General features: G+C 39.7%; 13 protein-coding genes. 12 read left to right on the plus strand and 1 reads right to left on the minus strand.

The window, feature by feature from the left end:
- The first annotated feature begins 122 nt into the window (after nt 1-122).
- From LH29_RS14435 to LH29_RS14470, 8 genes are all read left to right on the plus strand, one after another.
- Nucleotides 123-2,969 carry a family 78 glycoside hydrolase catalytic domain gene (locus LH29_RS14435; protein WP_045030958.1) on the plus strand — a complete coding sequence of 949 codons (2,847 nt, stop codon included), beginning with the start codon at nt 123-125 and terminating at the stop codon, nt 2,967-2,969.
- Between the two features lie 8 nt (nt 2,970-2,977).
- Entirely contained in the window at nt 2,978-5,338 is a 2,361-nt protein-coding gene (locus LH29_RS14440; RefSeq protein WP_052670971.1) for a glycoside hydrolase family 3 N-terminal domain-containing protein, read from the plus strand.
- Between the two features lie 154 nt (nt 5,339-5,492).
- On the plus strand, nt 5,493-8,198 hold the full coding sequence (locus LH29_RS14445) for a glycoside hydrolase family 78 protein (RefSeq protein ID WP_045030960.1): 2,706 nt from the start codon (nt 5,493-5,495) through the stop codon (nt 8,196-8,198).
- Between the two features lie 67 nt (nt 8,199-8,265).
- A complete protein-coding gene (locus LH29_RS14450; RefSeq protein WP_045030963.1) occupies nt 8,266-9,024 on the plus strand; it encodes a hypothetical protein in 759 nt (252 codons plus the stop codon).
- An 18-nt stretch (nt 9,025-9,042) separates the two neighbouring features.
- Nucleotides 9,043-9,906, plus strand: a complete 864-nt coding sequence (locus LH29_RS14455) for a hypothetical protein (RefSeq protein ID WP_045030965.1) — start codon at nt 9,043-9,045, stop codon at nt 9,904-9,906.
- A 63-nt stretch (nt 9,907-9,969) separates the two neighbouring features.
- Entirely contained in the window at nt 9,970-10,683 is a 714-nt protein-coding gene (locus LH29_RS14460; RefSeq protein WP_052670972.1) for a 3-keto-disaccharide hydrolase, read from the plus strand.
- Nucleotides 10,684-10,721: 38 nt separating this feature from the next.
- Nucleotides 10,722-12,128 carry a sulfatase-like hydrolase/transferase gene (locus tag LH29_RS14465; RefSeq protein ID WP_045030966.1) on the plus strand — a complete coding sequence of 469 codons (1,407 nt, stop codon included), beginning with the start codon at nt 10,722-10,724 and terminating at the stop codon, nt 12,126-12,128.
- A 23-nt stretch (nt 12,129-12,151) separates the two neighbouring features.
- Nucleotides 12,152-13,906, plus strand: a complete 1,755-nt coding sequence (locus LH29_RS14470) for a sulfatase family protein (RefSeq protein WP_045030968.1) — start codon at nt 12,152-12,154, stop codon at nt 13,904-13,906.
- A gap of 238 nt (nt 13,907-14,144) precedes the next feature.
- Here the strand turns inward: LH29_RS14470 and LH29_RS14475 are convergent, their stop codons facing one another.
- Nucleotides 14,145-15,062: an AraC family transcriptional regulator gene (locus LH29_RS14475; RefSeq protein WP_045030970.1), complete on the minus strand. Its 918-nt coding sequence runs from the start codon at nt 15,060-15,062 to the stop codon at nt 14,145-14,147.
- Nucleotides 15,063-15,447: 385 nt separating this feature from the next.
- On the opposite strand from LH29_RS14475, the gene LH29_RS14480 reads away from it, so the two are divergent.
- Genes LH29_RS14480 through LH29_RS23885 form a run of 4 tightly spaced genes read left to right on the plus strand, consistent with a single transcriptional unit; the run spans nt 15,448 to nt 25,034 of the window.
- Entirely contained in the window at nt 15,448-18,699 is a 3,252-nt protein-coding gene (locus LH29_RS14480) for a SusC/RagA family TonB-linked outer membrane protein (RefSeq protein WP_082063721.1), read from the plus strand.
- A gap of 17 nt (nt 18,700-18,716) precedes the next feature.
- The gene (locus LH29_RS14485; RefSeq protein WP_045030974.1) at nt 18,717-20,537 is read left to right on the plus strand and encodes a RagB/SusD family nutrient uptake outer membrane protein; all 1,821 of its coding nucleotides are present in this window, start codon (nt 18,717-18,719) and stop codon (nt 20,535-20,537) included.
- A 33-nt stretch (nt 20,538-20,570) separates the two neighbouring features.
- Nucleotides 20,571-23,303: a SusC/RagA family TonB-linked outer membrane protein gene (locus tag LH29_RS14490; RefSeq protein ID WP_045030977.1), complete on the plus strand. Its 2,733-nt coding sequence runs from the start codon at nt 20,571-20,573 to the stop codon at nt 23,301-23,303.
- A gap of 27 nt (nt 23,304-23,330) precedes the next feature.
- Nucleotides 23,331-25,034: a RagB/SusD family nutrient uptake outer membrane protein gene (locus LH29_RS23885; protein WP_082063722.1), complete on the plus strand. Its 1,704-nt coding sequence runs from the start codon at nt 23,331-23,333 to the stop codon at nt 25,032-25,034.
- Nucleotides 25,035-25,036: the final 2 nt, after the last annotated feature.

Here is a 25,036-nt window from a genome sequence, read left to right on the forward strand (position 1 = left end):
GGCTAACTAATATAATTTAACTGATAGGGCAAGATTTAGTTAGTTTTAGTAAGAAAGGAATCCTCCCTTTTGGGAGGGTTTATTTCTATTTTTCCAGTCATCTCTTTTTAAACCAACGAATAATGAAGAATCGAATATTTCTAATCGTATTTTCTCTTTTTGCTATAGCTACAAGTGTACAGGCACAAAGCATAAAATTCCAATCGCTTACCTGCAATTACCAAACAAATCCGATTGCTATTGATAGCGAACAACCACTTTTTTCGTGGATTGTAAATGCCGATGGGTTTAATCGCGAACAAACGGCTTACCAGATTTTGGTTGCATCGCAGCCCAATTTGTTAAATGAAAAGGACGCCGATTTTTGGAATTCGGGAAAAGTAGAAAGTGCACAATCGGCACATGTAAAATACAAGGGTGAAAAGCTAAATCCGACCCAGAAATATTGGTGGAAAGTAAAAATCTGGGACGAAAATGGCCTGGCTTCAGCTTGGTCTGCGGTTTATACTTTCGAAACCGGATTAATGACTGAAAGCAATTGGGACAACTCAAAATGGATTTGTTTGTCGGAAGATACCCGTACATCGGAATATCGTTTCAGAGCATACAAAACCGGGAAAATGGACGAGCCGACAATGGTTACCAGTAATCCGGTAGGCTATTTCAGAAATGAAATAACAGCAAATAAAGAAATTAAAAGTGCCCGTGCCTACGTTTGTGGTTTGGGCTACTACGAGCTGTATATTAACGGCGAAAAAACCGGTGACCATGTGTTAGACCCTGCACCGTCGAACTACGACAAACAAGCTTATTACGTAGCTTACGATGTTACTTCTCAATTAAAAACCGGCAAAAATACATTAGGTCTTATTGTTGGAAATGGCTTTTACGGGCAAAGTATTTCTTGGAAAAACGATCCCGAATCGGAACGCGATATGGCGTTTGGAATACCTGCAGCACGTTTATTAGTAAAAGTTAATTACACCGATGGAACTCAGACGGAATTTGTTACTGATGAAAGTTGGAAAAACTCGACAGGCCCTATTGTTTTCGATAATGTTTACGGTGGAGATACTTACGATGCCCGTTATGAAATTAAAGGCTGGAATACTTCGGATTACGACGATTCAGCCTGGTCGCAAACAAAGATCATTTCACCCAAACTGAACAAAATAAGCATTCAGGAAATGCCTCCAATCCGGAGGTTAAAAGAACTGGCTCCGCAACGTGTTTTCAAGTCGCCTGTTACCGGCAAATGGATTGTAGATTTTGGGCAAAATATAGCCGGGTGGGTACAAATTACTGTAAATGAAAAAGCAGGACAATTAATCGAAATTGTTCCGACCGAAGCTTTAACACAAAGTGGCGATGATATCTACCCGGGATCAACAGGTGGAGGAGCCAATGGAATGCCGCAACTTTTACAATATATCTGCAAAGGAGGTGCCCCCGAAACCTGGGAGCCAAAATTTTCTTATCATGGTTTTCGTTATGCCCAAATTACCGGAGTATCGACCAAACCCGATGCCAAAATGATTAAAGCTGTTTTGGTAGCTAACGATGTAAAGCAAAAAGGAAACTTTGTTTGCTCCGATCCCTTGCTGAATAAAATGGACACCATTAGCCGTTGGACAATTGTGGACAACCTGCACGGTATTCCCGAGGATTGTCCACACCGCGAGAAATGTGGTTGGCTGGGCGATGCACACGCCTTTGCCGAATATGCCCTATATAACTACGATTTGGCAAACTTCTATAAAAAATATATGGAAGATATTCGTACTCAAATGCGACCGGTAAACGGACAAAATACTGAGGCGAAATTTAATGTTCCAACCATGATTGCTCCGGGCAAACGCACCTCAACAATAGCTAAGCTTGACTGGGGTGTGGCTACCATGTATTTGCCCTGGTACAATTATATTTATTATGGCGATTCTTCAATTGTTACAGAGTATTATCCTGAAATGAAAGAGTTGACCAACTACTACCTTACTTTTAAAAATGAAAAAGGAATAATTGACAATGGAATGGGGGATTGGTGCCCTCCGCTTTGGGACAGACGTCAAAATCCTGAAGCGATGGAGTGTCATCCCGTAGTTTCAGCCAATGCCTATTTTTATGATATTTTGGGAATTATGGAACGCTTTGCAGAGATGAACGGCGATACCAGTTTTCAGGAAAAAGTGAAAAAAGAAAAACTGGAATTGTTCAAGGCGTTTAACGCAGAATATCTGGAGTCAATTCCATTGGTGAATTTCAACTGGTATGGAAGCCAGACTGCCACTGTAATGGCCCTTCAATTTGGAATGGTTCCTGAAGAAAAGATCGAATCGATTGTTAATGGACTAAAATACAATATTGAAGCTGTAAAAGGCGGGCACCATTCAACGGGAATTCATGGCAATAGATACATTTATACTGTTCTGAATAATTACCAGAATGCTGATTTGGCACATGAAATCCTTACCACCCCTACATTCCCTAGCCAAACATATGTAATGAATTACGGCTTTACAACCTGGCCCGAACGTCAGTTTTACTGGGAGGAAATGGAGGGATTAAGCAATTCGTTAAATCACCCTATGCACAGTGGTTTTGCAGCCTATTTTTACGAATCATTGGGTGGAATAAAATCATCGTTTGACAAGCCGGGTTATAAAGAATTTACTGTCAATCCGGTATTCTCCGAAAATATTTCCAATACTTCAGTAAACATACCAACGCCTTATGGCAACATCCATAATAGCTGGAAACAAGATGAGTCCGGGTTTTCAATTGATCTTAAAGTTCCTTTTAATACAAAAGCTAATGTTTTGATAAGTGAAGAGGAGCGGCTCTCATTAAAAATTAATGGACTTAGTTGGAGTGAGTTTCAGGAAAAAAGTGGAGTTGAGATTAGATATAACAAGATGGTGGTTCTGGGCTCTGGAGACTATCGTATCGAGTATGAAAAATTAAAGAATTAAATAAAATCATGAATATCAAGTTTTCGTATTTCCTGTTATTGCTATTTTTTTGCAATACGCTGCTAACTAGTTGTGAAAATAACAGTGGCTCTGATGAGAGCTCTTCAGAACAAGAAATCTATAAAAATCCCGAAGCAAGTATTGAGGACAGGATTGATGACCTTCTCTCAAAAATGACGTTGGAAGAAAAAGCCATGCAATTGAATGCAGCAACAATACGTAAATCGGCTGCAGTAGAAGAGGGGGTGGAACCAATTGAGAAATCGATTGAAGACCAAATAAAAAACGGAATTGGTTTTATTGAGAATACATTTGACGAACGAAGACCAGAACAAAGTGTTGCAATGGTCAACAGTCTCCAAAAATATTTAAAAGAAGAAACCCGTTTGGGCATACCTGCTATTATCGGCACTGAGTGTTTACATGGTCATGCGGGCCGCAACTCTACTGTTTTTCCTACACCGCTTGCTATGGCATCAAGCTGGAATACGGAACTGCTAAACGAAGTATTTGATGTAATTGGCCGTGAAGCCAGAGCCAGAGGAGGCCACGAAGCGCATACTCCTGTCCTCGATATTGGCAGAGATCCACGCTGGGGACGCATTGAGGAAACTTACGGCGAAGATACCTACCTGGTTTCAGAAATGGCAAAGGCAATTATTTCAGGTTTACAGGGAGGTGCTGATGGAAATCCAGGAACGACCCATATTATCTCGTCGCCAAAACATTTTGCCGGATATGGTCAGGTGGAAGGTGGCAGAAATTTTGCTGCTACACCCATCGATGCCAAAGTTTTACACGATGAAATTTTGCCTCCGTTTAAAGCGGCCGTTGAACAAACCAATGCATTGGGGATGATGGCATCGCATTGCGAAGTTGGCGGTGTGGCGGCACACGGGAATAAATGGTTGTTAACAGACTTGTTGCGCGATACATGGGGATTTAAAGGTGTTATTGTTTCCGATTATAACGACATAAAACGTCTTGAAGAATTTCATCATATGGCTGCAACGCCACAGGAAGCGGCAAAGCTTGGACTTCTGGCCGGAATGGATATCGACTTGCCATCGTCTTCAGCATTTCAATACCTGAAAGAAGTTGTAGAACAAAACCCTGAATTGGAAGAACAATTGGATGCAAGTGTAAGAAGAATATTACGTTTGAAATTTATGCTGGGCTTATTTGAAAATCCGTTTACTGAAACGGAAGGTGTTAAGGCGTTTATCGGTAACGAAAAACACGTTGCTCTTGCCGAAAAAATGGCAACAGAGTCAATTGTTCTATTGAAAAATGAGGATAATCTACTGCCGTTAAACTCAAAAAAGATTAAGAGTATTGCTGTTGTTGGCCCCAATGCTAATTCGGACGAGATGGGAACATACAGCATCGAAAATGATAATGTTGTAAATATCCTGAAAGGAATAACAAAATACGTAGGAACAGCGGTTAAAGTGAATTATGCCGAAGGCTGCAAAATTGCCGATTTTACAAAAGTAGACGGAAATGACGCAATCATTGAGTTTACAGAGGCGGAAGAGAGCAACTCGATTAAAAAAGCAATTGATGTAGTTAAAAAATCAGATGTTGCCATTGTTTGTGTTGGCGGAAACCTAAAAACAGCGCGTGAAGCCTTTTACCGCGTGGGAATTGCTGGCGACAGGTCGACAATTGATTTGTTGAGCAACCAAAAGAAACTGGTACTGGATGCCATTGCAACAGGAAAACCGGTAATTGTGGTGTTAATGGGAGGCAGACCGTTTGCAATTCCTGAAATTGCAGAAAAAGCAACAGCAATTGTTAATACCTTTTATTTGGGGCAAACCAATGGAGATGCTTTGGCAAAAGTAATTTTTGGCGATGTAAATCCGTCGGGAAAATTAACCATCAGCTTCCTTCATTCTGCCGGTCAAATTCCCTACTATTATTCTATGAAAGGGAACTCAAATTACAAAGGATACTGGGAAACTCCACCGGCACCGGTTTATGCATTCGGTCATGGATTATCGTATACATCGTTCGAATACACCAATTTAAATATTGAGAAAGAAGCTTTTAATTTAGATGAAGCTGTCAACTTTTCGGTAAAAGTGAAAAATACCGGAAATAGGGACGGGGCAGAAGTTGTTCAAATTTATTTCAGAGATAAAGTGGCTTCGGTAACGCGCCCTGCAAAACAATTGGTTCGATTCGAAAAGGTTTGGTTAAAAGCAGGTGAGGAAAAAACACTTACCTTTTCGTTAATACCTGAAACTGATTTGTCGTTTACCGGAGTTGAAATGAAAAGAATTGTAGAGACCGGTGAATTTAATTTAATGGCTGGAAGCGCTTCTGACGATATTCGGTTGGAGAAAGTTTTTAGTCTGAAATAATAAGCATATTCATATTTCCCATGACTGTGTGTAACCATTCATAAAGCTTGGGAAAAAGATGAAACAAATCCAATATTTTTTGGGATAATCTCAACAAATATTGGATTTGGAATTTACTATAATTGGCTCTGTAAAACTGTAATGAAAATCAAAGATGAAACATCTGAAACTTATTCCGATAATCCTTTTATTCAGCGTTATTACCATTTCTGTTCAGGCAAAAAATAGGGTGGTAAAACTGGTTACCGAATACCACGAAAATCCCATTGGAATTGATGTGGAAAAACCACGTTTCAGCTGGCAAATTTTATCGGATGAAACGAATGTAACACAAACAGCATACGAAATTCGGGTAGCCAATTCACCTAAAAATTTAAATAAGAAAAGTAGTTTGCTTTGGTCAACCGGAAAAGTGGAGAGCGACCAGTCGGTAAACATTGAATACGAAGGCCAGGCACTTAAATCAATGCAAAGAGCCTACTGGCAAGTTCGTGTTTGGGATAATAACGATAAAGCAACAGCTTGGAGCGAACCAGTCTTTTGGGAAACCGGAATTTTGGATAATAAAGAGTGGAAAGCTTCGTGGATTACCATGAAAGAGGAAGTATCAGAAAAATCCTTACCCAGCCAATATTACCGAAATGAATTTTCGTGTTCCAAAAAAGTAGAATCAGCAAGAGTTTATGTTACTTCTCTCGGATTGTATCAGTTGTTTATCAATGGCGAAAAAGTGGGTGATCAGCTTTTTACACCGGGATTTACTTCGTATAAAAAACGCATTCAGTATCAAACTTATGATGTCACTTCCATGCTTCAAAAAGAAAATGCCATTGGTGCGATGGTCGGCGATGGCTGGTACCGTGGATATTTAGGCTGGGAGGGCGGCAAAGCTTATTATGGCGACCAACTGGCGCTATTTGTTCAGTTGGTAGTGAATTACACCGATGGGACAAGTGAAATTATTATTACGGATAAAAACTGGAAAACATCCTATGGTGCAATTCTGGAATCGGATATTTACAACGGTGAAAAATATGATGCCCGTAAAGAAATGGGGGGCTGGGCGGATCCCGGTTTCGATGAAAGCAAGTGGGAAGCTGTTCAGATTTTAAACCACGCGAAAGATATTTTGGTGGCATCAAATGGTTTGCCGGTTCGAGCCACTGAAGAAATTAAACCCATAAAAATTATTACCACACCCAAGGGCGAATTGGTATTAGACTTGGGGCAGAATATGGTTGGCTACGTTCGTATGAAAGTGGAGGGCAAAAAGGGCGATCAGGTAACCCTTCAATTTGCCGAAGTATTGGACAAAAATGGGAATTTTTACACCACAAACTTGCGCGCTGCCGAGGCCACCGATGTTTATACTTTAAAAGGTGGTGGTGAAGAAATTTATGAACCGTACTTTACTTTTCATGGATTTCGTTACGTTAAACTCCAAGGCTATCCCGGCGAGTTAACCAAAGATAAAATTACCGGAGTAGTCATTCATTCAGATATGAAACCAACGGGAAATTTTACATGTTCCGATCCTTTAATTAATCAATTGCAAAGCAATATTCAGTGGGGGCAACGCGATAACTTTTTGGATATTCCTACAGATTGTCCGCAACGCGACGAACGTGTAGGATGGACCGGCGATACCCAGGTGTTTAGCATGACAGCCGCCTTTAACTTTGGCGTGGCTCCGTTTTATAAAAAATGGCTCGAAGATCTGGCACTCGACCAACTTCCCGATGGCGAGGTGCCGAACATTATTCCCGATATGTGGAATAACAAATTTGGTGGTTGTACCGGTTGGGCTGATGCTGCTGTTATCGTTCCATGGACTGTTTACCGGGCTTATGGCGATACGCGTATTCTGGAACAGCAATTCTCCAGCATGAAAAACTGGATTAACTACATGAAGAAACATGCCGGCGACGATTACCTGTGGATTCAAAAGCGGCACCAGTGGGGCGATTGGCTTTCGTTTAATTCAAATAAGGCCGGATATCCCGGGGCTTACACCGAAACGGATTTAATTGCAACGGCATATTTTAAATACTCAACCTCGTTGATGGCCCAAATTGCACGCATTTTAGGAAAAACCGATGATGCTAAAGAGTTTGATACATTGGCTAAAAACATAAAAGCTGCCTTTGCAAAGGAGTATGTTACCGCCAACGGGCGCTTGGTTTCGCATACGCAAACGGCCTATGCCATGGCGCTTTCTTTCGATTTAATGCCCGATAATTTGCGCGATGCAGCTGCCAGGCATTTTTCAAACCAAGTTGAAAAGTTTAAGCATTTAACCACCGGCTTTTTAGGAACACCACTTTTATGTACTACGCTTTCGTCAATCGGGCGCGACGATCTGGCTTTTATGTTGCTGAACCGCAAAGAATTTCCGGGTTGGTTATATCCGGTTACAACGGGCGCAACAACCATTTGGGAGCGTTGGGATACTCAGAAACCCGATGGGACGATAATAGAGGGAATGAACAGTTTTAACCATTATTCCTACGGTGCCATTGGCGAGTGGTTATACAATCATGTTGCCGGTTTAAATATCGATGTCGAGAATCCAGGTTACAAACACATTCTCTTTCATCCACATCCCGGAGGCGGTTTAACCAATGCCAAAGTTAATTTCGAATCGATATATGGCCCAGTAAAATCAGCCTGGGAAATAAAGAGCGACAAGTTTGTTTACGAGGTAACTATTCCTGCAAATGCTACGGGAACAGTAACGCTCCCCAATGCTAAAGGAAAAAGCATAAAAATGAATTCAGAAAATCTTGAATTGAACGTGAACGAACGAGGTGATAACTTAACTTTAAAATTAGGTTCTGGTAGTTACATTTTTGAATATTAAATCACAGTTCGACTCCGCACACTGTGACCGTCAGACTGATGGGAGTCGAAGTCTTTGAATCTATAATATGAAAACAAAATTATTATTAATTCTAGCAATTGTTGTAAGTCTAAGTTTTACGTCGGTAGCCCAATCAGAAAAACTTGCAGAACCTTTAATCGGAGAGGACATAATCTTTGAAGAGCAAGACGGGTTGGTTGCAGTTGAAGCTGAATTCTTTTATAAACAAAGCAAAACAGACAAACGTCAATGGTATCGTTCCTCTAAATTTGAAGAAGCAAAAGTGGGGCGCGACGATGATACATTACACGTTTATAATGCAAGTAACAATGCCTACCTCGAAATTTTACCCGATACCAGAGTTACGCATGACGATGAATTGAAACGAGGTGAGAATTTCAGCGATATTCCCGGAATTATGGCAACTGTTCACTATAGAATTAAGTTTAACAACACGGGGCGTTATTACGTTTGGGCACGTGCAATGAGTACAGGTGGTGAAGATAATGGTGTACACGTAGGTATGAATGGCGAATGGCCCGAGCATGGTCGGCGCATACAATGGTGCGAAGGACGAAACCGTTGGACATGGGCAAGCAAACAACGAACCAAAGAAGTACACTGCGGAGTTCCGTATGAAATATATTTGGATATTGAAAATCCCGGTGTTTATGATATTCAGTTTAGCATGCGCGAAGATGGATTTGAATTTGATAAATTCTTGCTAACCAAAGATAAATATTACAAACCAATGGGTGCAGGCCCCGATGTTGTTGCAAACAGCAAATTACCCGATCTATACCCATCAACTTACACACCAGACTAAAACCTAAAATCGAATATCATGAATAAAATAATTCTACTAATAATCGGTGTTTGCATTGCTTCAACGGCAATGGCTCAAGTTAAAATTAATCCACCAACAGGTCGAATAGCAATTGTTGCAGATGGAAATTCACCTGATCCTGACGATCTGGGGGGTACGGCCGTTTCACTTGCATTACTTCGGGCTGCCGGATTGGAAAATCGATTGGTGCATTATTCGCATTGTTGCGATTTGGTGGGAGTAAATCCATTTTCGCCTAAGAACAAAATTTCGCCAAAGGCTGAAATTGAGCGTCATGCTCTAATGCAAGCGGCCTGTGATGTAACAGCCCGCCGCTGGGGTGGTTTCGAGAACATTACCTTTTTCGATGCGAAATGGCAAATGGATGCCACCATAAAGGATTTGGAAAAAGCAATAAATGCCTCAACGGCAGATGACCCACTTTGGATTATTGAGGCCGGAGAACCCGATATTATTGGTTTTGCTTTGGCTCAAACGTCTAGAGAAAAACACAAGTACGTAAAAGTAATTACGCATCATCCGGCAAATGATGATTCAGGTGACTTTTATAGCTGGAAGGAAATCTTGGATTTTGGTGTGGAAGAAGTTCGTATTCCCGACCAAAACATCCATTTAAAAGTTGACATAGAAAAGTGGGAGTGGGCACGAACACATTCCGATTCACGAATTCAACAAATTTGGGTACAAGGTAAAATTGCAGAAGTTGACGATGTCGTAAAATTTCAAAAAGGGAAATGGGACTGCTCAGATGCTGGAATGGTACTATACTGGATTACGGGAGCCAACGTGAATGGAGGATCAGTAACAGGTACGGTCAACGATGTACGAAAAATCTTATCGGATTTTGTGGAGCGTAATTAAGAAACGTAATAGAGATATTACCTTTAGCATTAGTGTGGTAAATTTTAAATAAATTCATTTTTAGTGAAAAAACAATTAAAAACGATAGTGCTGTTTCTAGTAACGATTACTTTGTTGCAAAACGTAATTGGGCAGAATGAACAATCAAATCAAAAAACGACACAGCTTTTAAATAAAGATAAAGAACCCAAACTGGAGGGAAAGAAGTTTATATCTTTATTTAATGGTGAAAACTTAAAGGGTTGGGAAACCCTTCAGGGAACCATGAAATTTGAAGCACGTGATGGTGAGATTGTTGGCACTTGCAGCGAAGGTCCCAGTACTTTTTTGTGCACAGAGAAAGAATATGTTGATTTTATTTTTACTTGCGAAATAAAGTGGGAAGTAGATGGAAATACAGGCGTTCAAATACGGTCACGAATCCGAAAAGATCTCAATCGGAATACAGTTATTGGGCCTCAAGCCGAAATGGAAGATTTAGCTAAGAACGGAAGAGGATGGTCGGGAGGAATTTATGGTCAGAATTGCGGAGGCTGGTTTTACCCATTGAAAGCACCGGAGCACAAGGCACTTAAAAATGTTATCGACAGAAGTGGTTGGAACAGGTTAACCATTAAAGTAAAGGGGAATGTATTTCAAACCTGGGTAAATGGTATACCTGCTGCTTATTGGATTGATGAAAAAAATGAGTTTCCAAAAGGATTTATCGGACTTCAGATTCACGGAGGAAAACAAGGGATTGTTCACTGGAAGAACCTGAAATTAAGAGAAATATAATAGAGTTGAAGTCAAGAATATTGAAATATTTGTAAGAAATGTTACGAATACAACCAAAACTAATTGTTGCTTTAGCATGCATATTATTTGCAGCTTGTAGTACAAAAATGGCTAGTGATAAAACAGAAAACGATACAAGGCCAAATATACTTTTCCTTTTAGCTGATGATTTAGGCTATGGCGAATTGGGCTGTTACGGGCAGCAGGTAATACAAACCCCGGTGCTCGATAATTTTGCGAAAGAAGGGATACGGTTCACAAATTTTTATGCCGGTAATCCCGTATGTTCTCCTTCGCGTGCCATCTTAATGACCGGCATTAGCTCGTCATACAATAATGTAAGGGGAAACGGAGGTTGGTTACCAGATAAGGAAAAATTTGGACGGATTACTATCCGAAAAGATGATGTAACCATTGCTGAAATGTTAAAAGCATCAGGTTATCAAACTGCATTTATTGGGAAATGGCATATCGATGACCAGAATGATTTATCAACCTGGGCTTTTGCAAGGGGTTTCGATTATGCCATTCAAGAGCAATGGGGTAAAACGGATGATGGCTATGAATACGATGAAGAAATGCACTGGATTAACGCCAAAGAAGATTCGGTTTATTACATCGAAACGGAATGGAATTGTAAAGATGAATTTCGTACAGAACTGGCATTCGATTGGTTGGACACAAAAATGGAAAAAGACAAACCGTTCTTTCTGTTTATGTCCTACAGAGCACCACATGCGCATGAACGATACATCCATAATAAAGAATTGTATGCCGACCGTGGTTGGCCAGACGTTGAGCGCCGCCACGCTGCAAAAATTACTTTACTCGATCAGCAGATTGGACGTATGTTAAAGAAGCTGGAAGAGATGGGCAAGTTGGAAAATACTTTGGTGCTATTTACCAGCGACAACGGACCAAATGCCGAAATGGGGCACGACCATGAATTTTTTAACAGCAATGGCGATCTCAAAGGTTACAAAAGAGATGTGTTTGAAGGAGGAGTTCGAGTTCCGACAATGGCTTATTGGAAAGGAAAAATAGAACCGGGAAAGGTTTCTGATTACATTGGTTGTGGGCATGATTTTATGGCAACGATTGCCGATGTGGTTCATATTGAAAAACCGTCACAATCCAATGGTGTTTCCTTTTTGCCAATTTTAACAGGAAAATCAGGTGAAGGTCACGAATTTCTAAATTGGGAATATCACAATCTTAGGCAGGAGCCAAATCCTTTCCGACAGGCCTGCCGAATTGGAAATATGAAAGGTGTTCGTTATGGACTTCAGAATCCAATCGAAATTTACGATTTAAGTATTGATATTTCGGAAAACAATAACATTGCCGCCGAGCATCCAGAATTAGTAGAGCAAATGGAGAAGATTTTTAGGAATGAGAGATCTGAGAATGTTCATTATCCTTATGGTGGTGCAAGTAAAAAATAAGTACTCATAAAAATAGAAACCATATGAAACGGATTCTAAAACTTTTTGTAGCTCTGATTCTGCCTGGGCTGTCAAGTATATTGTTTTTTGCCTGCCAAAGCAAAACAGAAACTGAAGTAATTTCAAAAAAGTCACCAAACTATTCGCAATTACAGATATCCGAAAAGCCAAACATATTGTGGTTGGTAACCGAAGATATGGGGCCTTATCTTCCTGCTTTTGGCGATTCTACAATCGAAACTCCTAATTTAAGCCGATTGGCAGACGAGGGAGTAATTTACCCTAATCTGTATTCTGTATCAGGTGTTTGTGCTCCAAGCAGAGCTGCAATTGCAACTGGTATGTATCCTTCGGGTATTGGCGCAAATCACATGCGGGTAAATTCATATATGGATGTAACGGGCTTGCCTGCATACGAGGCAGTACCGCCTGCTGATGTTAAAATGCTTAGCGAAATGTTACGCATGAATGGTTACTATTGTACCAACAATTATAAAACTGACTACCAGTTTAAGGAACCTGTTACGGCGTGGGATGAATGTAGTCCGTATGCCCATTGGCGAAACAAAGCGGAAGGACAACCTTTTTATGCTGTCTTTAATTTTACCGATACGCATGAATCGGGATTGTTCGAGCCTTATGGATTCAGGCATGTTGAAACCAGACATTTTCACGAAGGCGAAAGAAATTATAAATGGAAGAATGATCGAATGACGGAAGAGGAAACTCCGGTACACTTGTCAAAAGATACAAATTTTGATATTCCGCCATATTTGCCTGCAACTGATACTGTTCGGCGTGATATGTGGAAAGAGTACAACAATATCGCCGAGATGGATCGGCAGGTTGGCGCCGTATTGAAACAGTTGGAAGAAGATGGATTATTGGAGAATACAATCATCTTTTTCTATGGCGATCATGGTGGCCCTTATCCAAGACAAAAGCGATTAATATATGATTCAGGGTTAAACACACCTATGATAATGCGATTTCCTGAAAAACAACAGGCTGGAACAAAAGATGAGCAACTTATCAGTTTTGTCGATTTTGCTCCAACCTTGCTATCCCTGGCAGGAGTTCAACCACCCGAATATTTGCAGGGACGAGCCTTTACCGGTGAATATATTTCATCACAAAAACGCAAGTATATACACGCTGCCGCTGATCGTTTCGATGGGTTTACCGATGCCATTCGTGCGGTTCGTGATGAGCGTTTTAAATACATTCGTAATTACAGACCGGAACAAGGTTATTATCTGCCCATAGTATATAGAGAGAATAATCCAACCATGCAGGAGTTGTTACGTTTGCACAAAGACGGGAAATTGGACAGTATTCAGGAACAGTGGTTTAGAGAACATAAACCCATTGAAGAGTTATTTGATTGCTCGGTAGACCCACATGAATTGAACAATCTGGCAGATGACGCGGCATACAAAGAAAAATTAGAAGAATTAAGTAACGAAATGGATCGATGGATTGCCGAAATTGGAGACCAGCCCAATCTGCCTGAATCTGAGTTGATTGAGCAGCTTTGGAATGGTGCTGAAAAACAACCGGAAACAGCCGGTCCTGTAATTTCAATAGTCGACGGTGAAGTAAGTATTTCCTGCCCTACAGAAGGAGCTTCAATTGGCTATAAAATTATTGATATTGATGGCATGCCGCCAATGTCGTGGAGTGTCTACCAGAAACCATTCACATTACCGGAAGGAGCTAAAGTAGTGGTAAAAGCACACCGGATTGGTCATAAAGCAAGCAAAGTGATAGAAAGATAGTAAGGCTAAGGTCAAAGAATTATTCCGGAACAGAATATGTTTGATGAGTAGATAACAAAACTGTAGAGTAGAGAATATGTTGAAGGCTGTGAACCTAAATTAGAGGAGTTATAATACAGTTGAAATGCCTGATAGCTTTCATCTAATGAATTTCTTCGGGCATTTTATCTTTAGATTCACAGTACATTACCTCCAAAAAACATTCTTCGTTTTCTTCAATTGTTACTAATCAGATATACTATCGATTACTCATTTTAATCAAAGATCCAGGGCTGGTGCCAATGTGTTTGGTGAAAATACGGGTAAAATAATAGGGGTCCTTATACCCTAATTTATAAGCTACGTCTTTTATTTTTAATGTTTGGCTCATTAGTAAACGAATAGCTTCCTGCATTTTTAGGTTAATAAAATAGTCCATTGGAGAGGTTCCTGTTTTATTTCTGAAGATTTTTGTGAGATGGGATTCCGACAAATTCACGTGATTGGATATATCTGAAATTTTTATTATTTCACAAATGTTTTGCTGCATGAATATAATTGCCTGATCAACAGGGTTGGTTCCCCGCAGCCCTTTTACCGCTCTGTAGGTTTCGATGTAAAAAAACGATGCCAGTAAACTGTTCAGTTTAAGGTTGGCATAATTGATACTATCTCTGGAAAAACCTAATTCAAGAGCAGATAAACACTCATTGAATTGATTTATTCGATAATCAATTCTTGACTGATTTGATTGGCTTATTTTTATAATTTTCTCAAAGTAATCTTCAAAATATGAACTTCGTTCTCCTTCAAAGTGCAACCAATATATTGACCAGGGACTAACCTTGGACGCCCAATATGTATGTGCTCTGTTCGAAGGGATAATAAAAAAACTATTTGGTTCGAGATTGTACTCTTTGTTATCAATGAGGATAGTTCCCCTACCATTAGTGCAATAGATGAGTATGTTATCGGTAATTCCCTTTTTTCTTTTTCTGAAGTGATGATTTGCATGTGGGTAAAATCCAATTGCTTTTATAAACAATCCATTTATCAACGGATTTTCCCGAATGTTTTTCAACTGTTTTTTAGATAAAACAACACTTCTGTCTCCTGTAAAATTATCAGGTTTACCTTCATTTGGGGATGTCGGGTTTATGTCTGTTTCAACATTCATATTATTTCAATATATCAATCTTGTTAATTTGTGTTAAATATAATCATATTGTCTAAATATATATATGCGGAGTATTCGTTAATGTTTATTTGAAACATTTAGGTGCTAATCTGTTTTTGATTATTTAGATAATTGGTATTTGTGTAAGTCATTGTTATTTAGTGGTATAATTTGTTGTTTGTGTGCCCTCTATGTATGCTGTTTGAGTTATGAAATAAAAATTTATTGTAAATAATTTGAATATTTAATCAATGCAATTTTATTTCAAAAATAATCGGATTGTACAAAAATGAATATAATTGTCCATTTACATGCACCTTGAAACACTATAGTTTTGTTGCTGTTATTATTAATATAAGTATAACTGAATTAAAATCTAAAGCTTATGAAGTTAAGGAGCAGGAATAGCATAAAACATGCATGTCTTCGACCTGTTTGGATTTTTCTTATTCTTTTTTCTACAGTTGGTGCTTTTAGTGCAAATGCATCAGGGTATAACAAAAAGGATAAGATTGATGCTGTTCAACAAAGAGTGAAAATTACAGGAACAATCGTTGACGAAACGAATTTCCCATTACCTGGAGTAAGTATCGTTGTTAAAGGTACAACCACAGGAACCGTGACAGATGTAAATGGTAATTTCAATATCGAGGTGCCTGTCAATTCTGTAGTTGTTGTATCGTACATTGGCTTCGGCTCTCAGGAATTTGTTATTTCTGGCGAGAATGCTGAATTCAATATCATTTTAAAAGAAGAAACTGAAAACCTGGAAGAGGTTGTGGTTGTTGGTTACGGTGTACAAAAGAAAGAGACGGTAACAGGTTCTTTGTCTTCTGTATCTGCCGAGGAGTTGGTTGAGCAGCCTGTTAGTGATGTTACGCAGGCGCTGGCAGGTCGTTTACCGGGGTTAATCGCAAACCAGTCCGGTGGTCGCCCGGGTAAAGATGCTGCCACTATCAAGATCAGGGGTATTTCTACTCTTGATGCAGGAGCAGGTTCAAATCCGCTTGTGTTAATTGATGGGATAGAGCGCGACCAAAGTGCCTTAAGTTTTCTTGATCCTAACGAAATAGAAAACCTTTCTATCCTGAAAGATGCATCGTCAACAGCTGTATTTGGTGTGCGTGGTGCCAACGGGGTAATTATGGTTACCACAAAACGAGGAAAAGTTGGGCCAGCCAAAATGGTGTATAAGGGAAGTATGGCGGTATTGGTTCCTAACCGAAGTATTCAGGTATTGGATGCCTACCAACAAACGGGCATGCTAAATGAATATAATGGGTATGCAATGGATTCCACTGACCCCACAGCTCCATATCCACAATCGATTCGTGATAAATTTAAAGGAGTTATCGATGGAAATCCACTAAGTCCGAGTGACCCCTTTTTCTACCCAAGTACCGATTATGCCGAATTAATGTTAAAAGATTATGCCTTACAGCAGCAACATAACTTTACGGTTTCGGGAGGTACCGAAAAACTAAAGTATTTCGCTTCGTTGGGGTATTATGATCAGGGAGGGTTATTTGATAACCTTAATCAAGATTTGGATAAATCAACAAGTTACAAAAGGTATAACTACCGAACTAACCTCGATATTAACCTTACCCGAACAACAACCGCTAAAATTAATATAGGTGGAAGTTTTAATGAGAATATTGCTTTAGGTAGAGGAGCAGAACCTGCAACAAGCTTTTACTGGAACCTTCTGGTGCATTCGTCGCCATGGGATGGATATGTGCACGATGGGAAACTAGTAATGCTGCAGGAAAATGCAAATAATGTAATGCTTAACAGCGATATGCGAGGATATGCTGTGACCATGGAAAATACCAATGACTATTCTTTTATTATTGACCAGAAATTAGATGCGATAACAAAAGGACTGTCTGTAAAAGGTACCATGTCTTTGGTTAGTTACTTCAGTAACTACATTAGTAGGACAAAGGATGAAAAACGACTTCCATACTGGAATCCATACCTTAATGAAGATGGAACAGTAAGTTTTTATCAGGCAAAAGAAGATGTTTTACCAAATAATTCAACAGGGCAGGGAAAAAACAGAAAAGAATACTATGAATTTGCTTTAAACTATAAACGAACATTTAACGAAGATCATACCGTTACAGCACTGGCACTTGTTAATGCCGAAAAATCACATTTTTCGCAAAGTGCGTATTATGCAATTCCACGTGCATACATGGGGCTTGTTGGTAGGGTTACCTATAACTATTTAAACCGTTACATGCTCGAATTCAATATTGGATATAATGGCTCTGAAAATTTTGCCGAAGGACAACGTTTTGGTTATTTTCCTGCCTATTCTGCTGGTTGGACATTTACGGAAGAACCATGGCTAAAAAGCTTGATTGGAGAAGATTTTATTTCCTATGGAAAACTTCGATTCTCATACGGTACGGTTGGGAATGATAAGATGGGTGGACGCAGGTTCTTGTATTTGCCTGACTCGTATAACCTAAACCAGGGGGGGCGTTTCCCGATTAATTTTGGATTACCTGGCGAAATGGTAAGTTATCCGATTGCAACACCTGGTGCCGCCGGTAACCCAAATGTTACCTGGGAAAAAGCTACTAAAATTAACTACGGTGCCGACATGACATTCTTAGGCGATATGATTTCGTTAAAGTTTGATTATTTTACTGAAGACCGAACTGATATCTTGATTAACCAACAGGTGGTACCTGTGTACCAACAAACAGGAGCCCTGGCTCTAAACTTAGGGCAGGTAGAAAACAAGGGTTACGAAATAGAATTGGGTTGGAATAAAAACGTGGGAAGTAACACCCGATTAAATGTTGATCTGAACTATACCCATTCGCGTAACAAAATTATTGAAATGGATGAACCCACACAGCCCTATGAGTATCGCGCAAAAACAGGTAAAAGAGTAGGTGAAGTTTGGGGCTACCAACAAGAAGACTTTTTCAGAACAGTTGAGGAGGCGAATGCCTATCGCGATGAGTTATGGGAAACTTATAGTGAGTTAAATCCCGGAGCCGATAAAGACACCTATCAGGCCTATCAAATTTTTACTACCGGAAGCGATGTATCGGCCGGAGATCTTATGTTTATCGATAGAAATGGCGATGGTATAATAACTGACATGGATGCCGGCTATTTGGGTACTCCAAATTTCCCGGAAACTATGTATGGTATTAGAACGGGAATTACACATAAAAAATTATCATTATCGCTATTCTTGCAAGGAGCATCTGATTATGCTATAAATATTAGAACAGATAATAGTCCGGATCCTACTAAAGGTTCATTATTAGATTTTGTTGAATACCGATATACCGACGAAAGATACGCGGCAGGCGAAAGAGTTGAATTTCCGCGTTTGACTTCGGATAACAATAATTGGAAATATGCAGGTTCTTACTGGTTAAGAGATGCAAGCTACCTACGCTTAAAAAATATTGAGTTGGGTTACACGTTTGACGAAACAAATCACTTTGTTAAAACGCTGGGGCTGGAAAGCTTTAGAGTATATGCTAATGGCATGAACCTGGTAACTTTCAGTGCTATCGATTATCTCGACCCTGAAACATCAAATGGTACGTTAAGATATCCACGTTCAAGAGTCTTTAACCTTGGTGTTCAAGTACAATTCTAATATAAATACAATACGAGATGAAAAAATATATTACATATCAATTTAAGTTTATTGCATTTATTGCAATCGTATTTACGTTAATTGTGTCTTGTGAACAAGATTTTCTGGAAAAACCACCTGCCAGCGATGTTACTATTGATACGGTTTTCACGTCATCAAGCAATGCACAACAGGTAATCTTCTCACTTTACGAAGACACTTATTTTGCACCAAATAATATTCCGCTAAACTGGTGGGGATGGATTGGTTGGCAAAGTTGGTCGGAAATGGCAGAAGACATGTATTTTCCAAAAGTTAATTGGACCAAACACTGGCAATATGTCGATGGAACAATGAGTTCGGCCAGTAGTCAGCTGTATCCAATCGGTAACCTGTTTGCTGCGGTGCGCTCGGCGAATACATACATCGAGAAAATGAATGAAATTCCAGTACAGTCGGCTTCCGATCAAACCTACATCAACCAAATGTTGGGAGAAGCACATGCACATATTGCTTACCAGTATTTTAAAGGATTTAGGATTTGGGGAAGTTTACCATGGATTAATACAAGGCTCGAAGGAGGAGAGGAAGCAATTCCCAGAATGCCATTTGAAGCATTGATTGATAGCATTGCAGGACGTTTAGATTTGGCTGCCAGTTTACTCCCGGAACAGTGGGAAGACCGTTGGACAGGTCGTTTTACTAAAACAGCTGCCTTAGCATTAAAAGCAAAAGTATTGGTTTATGCAGCCAGCGATTTATATAATGGACCAACTCCATCGTATGCTTCGGGCTACGAACACTCCGAAGTTTTAGGCTATGGTAATTACGACCAACAACGTTGGCAACGTGCAGCCAATGCTTGTAAAGCAGCTATTGATGCCGCTAACGCAGCTGGTTACGCACTTTATGATGCCGCTGGTAAAGAAAAAAATATTTACACCCTCGCCATTAACCGAACCAGCGAGCACATCCTCTATCAAACCTTTGGAATTTATAATTCAGGAAGCTGGAATTACGCATATACCATGATGAACTGGCCTTACGGAATTGGTTGGTACAACAGGGCTGATATAGCTTATCAACCTACTTTTCAACATGTAGATGGTTACCAAATGAGTAACGGTAAATTCCCGATTGAAGGCTACGAAGGATCTGATGGAACTAAACCAAATATATCTCAGGCAGGTAACGATGCCGGTTATACCGACCAGAACTTTGCCAAAGACAGAGATTCCCGTTTCTATCAAAATATTGTATATCACGGGGCTACATTTGGCGAAGGTTACAACGATAAACTGATCAATTTCGATTTAGATAAGTCGGTGCCCGACAGAACACATGGCGATTGGTCAGGATTTAAAAGTGGTTTTATGGCGCGTAAGTTCGTAAACGAAGCATTGGGCGAAAGCTCTGCAATTACTTATCAGCCTGTTCATCCGATTATTCGACTGGCCGATGTATACTTACTTTATGCAGAAGCTTTAAACAGAGCAAATGATGGGCCGAATGCCGAAGCGATCAGCTATTTAAACAAGGTACGCACCAGATCGGGAATGCCTGATTATGACGCATCAAATTATAAAGGTGCGACAGCAGAAGAACAGTTTCAGAATGCAATTAAGTACGAGAGAAGAGTTGAGTTGTATTTGGAAGCTAACCGCTATTTCGACCTGCGCCGCTGGAAAAATGGCGACGACCTTGAGGTTTCATTTACCGGATGTGCTGTTAATAACGGAGTAGTATCCAGAAAAGATTTGGGGTGGACCAATAAGTGGGATGATAGGTTATACTTCCATCCATTCCATAATAATTGGGTAAACAATACTCCTGGTCTATATCAAAATCCAGGTTACTAATCAAATTTAGAAAGACATAAATAAGCGATTATTATGAAAAAAAATATAAAAATATTTATGTTCTCAGTTGTTCTTAGCGTACTAACGTGTAGTGGGTGGGCCCAAACCGATTCCATTCCGACGAACAGCGAAGAATTATATAAAGATAAAATCGACATTGCTTATGGAAAGCAGGATAAACAAAACATTTCTTCTGCCATTTCAACAATATCGGGCCAAGAACTGGTTAAAGGAGCAGTGTCGAACTTTGGAAATACCTTGTTTGGTAAGCTTCCCGGGTTATTTGTATACCAGGGAAGTGGCGAACCTGGTAGTGATTCTCCATCATTACGTATAAGAGGTTCTTACACAGCTCCTTTGGTTATTATCGATGGTTTTGAAAGAGACATGACCAATATTGCCCCTGAAGAAGTTGAAACAGTATCTGTTTTGAAAGATGCAGCGGCAACGGCAATCTACGGTATGAAAGGGGCCAATGGAGCTATTCTTATTACAACAAAACGAGGTAGAATTCAAAAGGGAACCATCAAAGTTTCTTTACAGTCGGGTGTGCAAACACCACAAGCTACAATGGGGGTTTTAGGTGCTACAGACTACATGAGTTACTACAACCAGGCAGCAGTTAACGATGGTTTACCCCAAAAATATTCAGCAGCAGATATTGCCGCAGCTGGTAGTTCGCCACGTTATCCCGATGTGGATTGGCAAGGTTTGGTGTTAAAAGATTATACCAATTTGTCTAAAGCAAACGTTGAATTTCTGGGAGGTTCGGAGTTTGTTCGCTACTTTGTTAACTTCGGATTTCTGTACAACAACGGTATTTACAAACCTGAAAATCCCGATTTTAAAGCAAATCCAAATGTACTGCGAATGAATATTCGCTCGAATATTGATGTGAACATTACAAAAAGTACCTTGTTTTCGTTGGATTTAGCCGGAAGCATTAACCGAAATGTTTATCCTGCCGATAATACCAGTAGGATATGGACTTCATTACTAACCCTTCCGCCAAATGCGATGAATCCGGTTAATCCAGATGGTAGTTATGGTGGTTCGTCTATATATCTAAATAATCCTTTGGGAATGCTAGAAACCGGTGGTAGAAATACAGCTATGGACCAGTTTTTGAATGCAGGATTTAGGTTAAAACAAGATTTGGATGTTATTACCAAAGGTTTATCGGTAAGCTTGGGCTATGTGCTCGACAATGGAGCAGTAAATAGCGACGGCAACTGGCGCTATTTTGTAGTAAAACAGATTGCACCCGGTACAGGTGACGATTACAATTATTACTCTTATAGAGAAGATACCCAATACAACCAGTGGAGCAATGCTTCTAGTACAAGATATGCTAGCTTTGACGCAGATATTCGATATAAAATGCCTGAATCGAATGGTAATAAACTTGATGTTTTATTGCGTGCGCAAAGCGACAAACAATACCGGGCAAATAGTGATCTGTCACCATATTTAACTAATAATTATGGTGCGAGGATTCAATATTCGAAAAACGATACATATTTGTTAGAAGTAGCTGCAAGTTATTTTGGCTCCGACCAATATGCCGATGGTAATAAATACGGCTTTTTCCCTTCAGTGTCTGCCGGATGGGTATTCTCTAACGAAGAATTTGCCAGCGAGAGCAAAACTTTCACTTATGGAAAACTTAGGGCATCATACGGTATAAACGGTTATAACCGGTATGTAAATGGCAGGTATCCTTTCGAACAGTTTTATACTGGAGGTGGTGGTTTCCCAATTGGTACCAATTGGTCGTGGTTTGGCGGATTACAGCCGGGCATGTTGGCAAACGAAGATATTGGCTGGGAAATAGCTAAAAAATTCAATGTAGGGGTTGATTTGGAACTTTTTGGAAACATTTCTATTGAAGCCGATTATTTTTTGAACAAACATAGCGATGTTCTTACCATTGATTACACAAAACCAGCGGTTTCGGGAGCAACACTTCCTTACGAAAATATTGGTCAGATGACTGATAGAGGTTTCGATTTTAAAATTGGATATGCTTCGCAGAATGATGGTTTTAACTGGTACGCCGATTTAATGTTCTCGTATTACACAAATACTATTGACGAGATGGGAGAAGCTTTAAATTCTGGCGAGTTGGAATACTTGAATAAAACAGGTAACTCTAATACTGCAATTTATGGTTTAGAATCGATTGGCTATTTTGAAAGTGATGATGATATTCAATTATCACCAGAGCAAACCTTCGGTACACCACGGATTGGCGATTTAAAATATGCCGACCAAAATAACGACAATATTATCGATTCAAGAGATATGGTTGTTATAGGAGATTGGCGTCCCAACATGGATTTGGGTTTAAAACTTGGTTTTACCTGGAACAACTTTGATGCAGAGGCATTTTTGCAAGGACAATTTAATAAGGATATAAACCTTTCAGGCAATGCAATGGCTCAACCTTTTATCCACGGTAATGCTGTTAACGAGATTGTTGCCGAAGATGGATTCCCAACCCTTTCGCTTAGCAATATGAATAATTATCAAGCATCGTCGTACTGGATTAGAAAGGGAGATTTTGTAAAACTGAGAAACTTTGAGTTGGGTTATACGTTGCCCGAAACAACTGTTGCCCGTATAAAAATGGAAAAAGCACGAGTATTTGTAAGGGCCGTCAATGCACTAACTTTCAGTATCTGGGACTATACCGATCCAGAATACACTTCTATTGGATACCCTCCAATGAAATCGTATCTACTGGGAGTTAATTTAAACTTTTAAGCGTAAAACAGATAAAACAAATTTGATATGAAGAATCATTCAAAAATAGCAACGATATTAGTTTCAATTCTTCTGTTTTTCACAGCTTGTCAGGAATTGGAAATGGAACAAGATACCGGGATTACCGATGATTTGTTGTGGAGCAATCCCAGTTATGTCGAGAATTTTGTTATTGATATAATTAGCGAAATGCCATCTGGATTTAATACCAGGGAATTTGGCTGGACTTTTTACGCTAATGCCACCGATGAAGCTGAAAATTCGAACGCAAGAACATCAGTGCAAAACATGAATTCGGGAAACTGGAATTCAACTACCGGATTTATTGATAATATTTGGAACCATTACTATGGTGGTATTTATAAGGTAAATTTGTTTCTGGAAAAAACAGCAAATATTACTTACGATACTTTCGAACCCAGCCAACGTGAACTATACCTTTCGAGGCTGGAGTATTTTAAGGCGGAAGCTCGTTTTTTACGTGCTTTATTTTACTACGAACTGGTAAAACATTACGGTGGAGTAGTATTGGTTGGCGACAACGCTGTTCAGACATTAGACGATATTGATAATGATACTTTCGATGCCGACAGGTCTTCTTTTACAGCATGTGCAAATTATATTATTAGCGAGTGCGACTATTTAATAGACAATGAACTACTTCCGTTGTTGGATGAAGGTGCAGACCAGGGACGTCCGAATGGAACTGCGGCAAAAGCAATAAAATGTAAAACGCAAGTATTATTGGCAAGCCCAATTTACAACACGGACATTACAGAAGGTTCATCAGAACAAATGAATTACTGGAAAGCAGTAGCAGTAACGGCCCAAGATATTGCGTTTGATAAAATATTTTCATTTGGTCCTTACGATACTTATGATGGCACAAGCCCTGAAGTAATTTTAGGTTACCGTCATAAAAATATCAATGCTCTTGAAAAACGGAATTTTCCAATTGGAGCTGAGGGAATTGATGTTTCCTCGGGAAGTACAAATCCAACTCAAAACCTGGTGGATGCCTATCGAATGAAAAACGGATTAAAAATCGATGATCCAAATTCGGGTTACGATCCTGCCAATCCTTATGAGAATCGCGACGATCGATTAAAACAAACAATTTTATACAATGGGGCTGATTGGAATGAACGAAATGTAGAACCCCGTAAAATAGAGATTTTTAGAGGAGGGCGTGATGGAATGGATCGCGATTATGGAACCAAAACCGGATATTATCTGAAAAAATACATGGATCCAACTTTAGACCTTCGTCAGGGACAAGGTTCAAACCGCGAATGGCCTATCTTCCGTTTTGCCGATATAATTCTTATTTGGTCAGAGGCAGTGAACGAAGTTTGGGGACCTACCACGCGTGGCGACTCATATTTAACTGCAACAACTATTTTAAACCAAACCATTGTACGACATGGTGGTTTGGAAGAATTACCGCTGACGGGATTTTCACAAGAAGAACTTAGAGAACGTATCCGTGAAGAACGTTTTATCGAGCTGGCATTTGAGGGGCAACGTGCCTGGGATTTACGTCGTTGGGGAATTGCCGAAGAGGTTTTGAGCCAACCCGTTTATAAAATGGAAGTTACTAAAAATGCCGACGGAACATTCAATTACGTAAAGCAAAAACTGGAAGACCGTTATTTCGAAGATCGAATGAATTTATATCCGATTCCACAACGTGACGTGAACAATGGCCTTGTTCAAAATACTGGTTGGTAGGT

Source organism: Draconibacterium sediminis, assembly GCF_000949475.1.
In the GTDB taxonomy this organism is placed as follows: Bacteria; Bacteroidota; Bacteroidia; order Bacteroidales; family Prolixibacteraceae; genus Draconibacterium; species Draconibacterium sediminis.

Coding starts and splice junctions, on each gene's coding strand:
- LH29_RS14435 (WP_045030958.1), top strand. CDS start 123: ATGAAGAATCGAATATTTCTAATCGTATTTTCTCTTTTTGCTATAGCT.
- LH29_RS14440 (WP_052670971.1), top strand. CDS start 2,978: ATGAATATCAAGTTTTCGTATTTCCTGTTATTGCTATTTTTTTGCAAT.
- LH29_RS14445 (WP_045030960.1), top strand. CDS start 5,493: ATGAAACATCTGAAACTTATTCCGATAATCCTTTTATTCAGCGTTATT.
- LH29_RS14450 (WP_045030963.1), top strand. CDS start 8,266: ATGAAAACAAAATTATTATTAATTCTAGCAATTGTTGTAAGTCTAAGT.
- LH29_RS14455 (WP_045030965.1), top strand. CDS start 9,043: ATGAATAAAATAATTCTACTAATAATCGGTGTTTGCATTGCTTCAACG.
- LH29_RS14465 (WP_045030966.1), top strand. CDS start 10,722: ATGTTACGAATACAACCAAAACTAATTGTTGCTTTAGCATGCATATTA.
- LH29_RS14470 (WP_045030968.1), top strand. CDS start 12,152: ATGAAACGGATTCTAAAACTTTTTGTAGCTCTGATTCTGCCTGGGCTG.
- LH29_RS14475 (WP_045030970.1), bottom strand. CDS start 15,062: ATGAATGTTGAAACAGACATAAACCCGACATCCCCAAATGAAGGTAAA.
- LH29_RS14480 (WP_082063721.1), top strand. CDS start 15,448: ATGAAGTTAAGGAGCAGGAATAGCATAAAACATGCATGTCTTCGACCT.
- LH29_RS14485 (WP_045030974.1), top strand. CDS start 18,717: ATGAAAAAATATATTACATATCAATTTAAGTTTATTGCATTTATTGCA.
- LH29_RS14490 (WP_045030977.1), top strand. CDS start 20,571: ATGAAAAAAAATATAAAAATATTTATGTTCTCAGTTGTTCTTAGCGTA.
- LH29_RS23885 (WP_082063722.1), top strand. CDS start 23,331: ATGAAGAATCATTCAAAAATAGCAACGATATTAGTTTCAATTCTTCTG.